This window comes from Lyngbya sp. CCY1209 (genome assembly GCF_055795065.1).
Map to the genome: position 1 here is coordinate 1 of NZ_JAYFER010000003.1, position 3,078 is coordinate 3,078.

The 3,078-nt window shown below is 57.1% G+C and carries 4 protein-coding genes; 2 read left to right on the plus strand and 2 right to left on the minus strand.

Annotated features, from left to right (window positions below):
- Window positions 1–102 precede the first annotated feature (102 nt).
- Window positions 103–1,074, plus strand: coding sequence for a sensor histidine kinase (locus AC0QHF_RS00015; protein WP_324702153.1), 972 nt, complete (start codon window positions 103–105; stop codon window positions 1,072–1,074).
- Here AC0QHF_RS00015 and AC0QHF_RS00020 read toward each other — a convergent pair.
- Window positions 964–1,524, minus strand: coding sequence for a GNAT family N-acetyltransferase (locus AC0QHF_RS00020; RefSeq protein ID WP_324702150.1), 561 nt, complete (start codon window positions 1,522–1,524; stop codon window positions 964–966). The genes AC0QHF_RS00015 and AC0QHF_RS00020 overlap by 111 nt on opposite strands.
- A gap of 183 nt (window positions 1,525–1,707) precedes the next feature.
- Here AC0QHF_RS00020 and AC0QHF_RS00025 point away from each other — a divergent pair, with 183 nt between their 5' ends.
- Complete coding sequence (locus AC0QHF_RS00025; protein WP_324702151.1) at window positions 1,708–1,869, plus strand: hypothetical protein; 162 nt, start codon at window positions 1,708–1,710, stop codon at window positions 1,867–1,869.
- 150 nt (window positions 1,870–2,019) lie between these two features.
- Here the strand turns inward: AC0QHF_RS00025 and AC0QHF_RS00030 are convergent, their stop codons facing one another.
- Window positions 2,020–2,904, minus strand: a complete 885-nt coding sequence (locus AC0QHF_RS00030) for a 4-hydroxybenzoate solanesyltransferase (protein WP_324702152.1) — start codon at window positions 2,902–2,904, stop codon at window positions 2,020–2,022.
- Between the last annotated feature and the right edge of the window lie 174 nt (window positions 2,905–3,078).

The window sequence follows — 3,078 nt, forward strand, 5'->3', positions numbered from 1 at the left end:
GAGCCGTGTGAGGTGAAAGTCTCATGCACGGTTCTGAATGGGAGGGGGAGATGGTAACATCTCTCTCGACCCCTAATGATTGCCGTTACTCGTGACACGCTGATGGGCTGGAGTGAATTTCTATATTTGGGCGTGGGGTTAGGCTTGGGTTGGGGTGCGAACCGCTGGGGACTCGGACACCGCAATGGGGCGAAGTCCATCGGCAAAACCAACCGTGGCGGTGAATCATCGCGAATCCGCCCCGCCGAAACCGAGTTTCCGCACTTGTCGGAAATGATCCATCCGCAAATCGAAACCCTATCCGAACAACTGCAACAGATGCGGCTGGCTTATCAGATGGCGGCGGAAATGGAGCAGTTCAAGGCGGGGTTTTTGGCCCGGACATCCCACGAACTGCGATCGCCCCTCAACAGCATGATCGGTCTGCTACAGTTGATCCTGGCCGACCTGTGCGAGAGTCCCGAGGAGGAGCGGGAGTTCATCCAACAGGCCCACGACGCCACCCTCCGCATGGTGGGGTTGCTCGATGAAGTGCTGCACGTCGCCAAAACCGAATACGGGACGGAACGCATGAACCCGCAACCCGTGCAACTCGCCCCGATTTTTGAAGAAATCCACCAACTCACCCACCTGCAAGCCGCCAACCGCAGCATCCGGCTTTCCATCGCCGCCCCGGAGCCGACCCTGTACGCGATCGCCGATCGCCCCCGCCTGAAGCAGGTTTTGCTCAGTCTCGTCGATGCCGCGATCGCCGGGATGGACGAGGGGAAGGTGCGGATGTCGGCCCACCCCTCCCCGGAATCCGGCTACGTCCACATCTGGATCGACGACCAGCGGCCCGTGGGGGCCTGGAGCGAATCCTGGGACCTGCTGCAATCCACCCTGGAGGCTAAAGATCCGCAACTGCTGGACCCCGAAAATTTGGCCCTCTCCCCCGGAATGCGGCTGCTGATCAATCAAACCCTACTGGCGTTGATGAACGGACGCCTGGAAGTCCTGGCAGTCCCCTCCGACGCGGAACTCAGCGACTTCACCCGTACCCAATGTTCCGTCCCCCTCGCCACAAAATTCTAGGTGAGAAAACAGCGGCACGGGCTCGGATTGGGAGAGGACAAATGTGGTGGTGGGGTTGTATTCAAACCCGATCCGCTCGTAGAATTTTTGTTGCCGGCTGGTCATCAAATACACCCGTTCGACCCGGCACAATTTCGGATGGCCGAGGACGGTTTGAACTAATTTTCTCCCCAGTCCTCCCCCTTGATAATCCGGGTGGATGACCACATCCCAAATCGTCGCCCGATACACCCCGTCCGAGGTGGCGCGGGCAAAACCGACGGTGTGATTTCCATCCCAAACGGTGACGACAGGATCGCTGTTGGCGATCGCAATTTCCAAGTCTTCCAACCGGCGATCGCGGGCCCAAAATGCGGCTGTTTGAAATAAATCCAAAATTTGCCGGAGGTCGATATGGGCGCGATCGCAACTGAACTGAATGTAGCGATCGTCTCTCAGTGTCGAATTCATCGTTCAGACTTAGCCACTCATTAAGCACGAATTGGTCAGGAAAATTGAGAAAAACGGAGGGCGATCGCATCCGTGTTTAATGACAAAAAATCGTCGCGATCGCAATTTTCGCCAATCCCGCATTCTCCCCGGCTAACTCGTGGAAACTACTCTATCAAATTCTCCCCGAAACACCTAAAGAGAATGTCATCAAACACCGACATAAAATCGCCGTCACCACCGCCCCAAATCCGACGATCGCCCCTCCCATTCCGCCTGTCAAATCGGGCGATCGCCGACCTGTATCAATCTGGGGCGATCGGTCTTTTTTCCGATCCCGATCGAAAGCGATCGCAAAAATTTTAGATTTGAAGACCCGATTGAATAGGCATCAATAAATCGATCCCATCAAAACAGTAGAAAATCGACAATGATTCCGGTGTAGGGGCGCAAGCCTCGCGCCCTCCCCCCCGACTCCCGACTCCCGACTCCCGACTCCCTAAGACACCCGACTCCCTAAGACAACAGCGATCCGCCGATCATCCCGGCCAACAGCACCCAGCCGATCGCCACATTATCGCGGAAAATCTTACCGTAAACCGGGCGGGGGAGGTCCGGTTGTCGCAATTGCCAATACTGATATCCCCACAGAACCACCGCCACCGCCAACGCGATCCAGGATACCGGGTGCAGGTGCAGTTGCCAGTCCAGGGCGAACATCAACCCCGCCGTCCCCAGGAAAAAGACGCCCACCGCCTCGGCCGCGAAATCCCCGAAAAATAGGGCGCTGGAGTTGATCCCCAACTGGCGATCGTCCTCGCGATCGCTCATCGCATAAACCGTATCAAATCCCAGGGTCCACAACACCGTTGCCCCCCACAGCAGCCACGTCGCCGGCTGCAAATCCGCCGTCGCCGCACTCCAGCTAATTAATACCGCAAATCCCCAGGCGATCGACAATACCAACTGCGGGACCGGAAACACCCGCTTCGCCAGGGGGTAGCAGATAATCACCGGGACGGCGGCCACGCACAGCCAGAAACTCAGGGGATTGAGATACAGGGCCAGTCCCCCCGCACAGGCAAACGCGACGATCGCCACCCCGATTCCCGTTTGAATCGTTAACGCCTTGGACGCCAGGGGGCGATCGCGAGTCCGTTCCACCTCCGGATCGATATCCCGATCCCAGAGATCATTCACCACGCACCCCGCCGCACTCGTCGCCAACGTCCCGAACACGACAATCAAAATCAGCGTCAGCGGCGGCGTCCCCCCCGTCGCCAAAACGATCGCCCACAACGCCGGGATCATCAAAATCAGGCGTCCGGCGGGTTTGTCCCACCGCAGCAGGCGGATCACTCTCAGCCAGGTGGGTTCCGGTCGATTCGATTCACTTACCATGTCGCTTCAGTTTAGATTTTTGCTCCCGAGAGAACGTTTCTCCCAAAATCAATACAAATTGTAGCGATTTTCCCGCCATTGACGACAATACTTTCCTTGATATAGCAGTGCGCGCTCGTCTGTTTACAGTTTCCTCAGAGGGACAAACCTTTAAACCCTGATGTCGAGGGAATT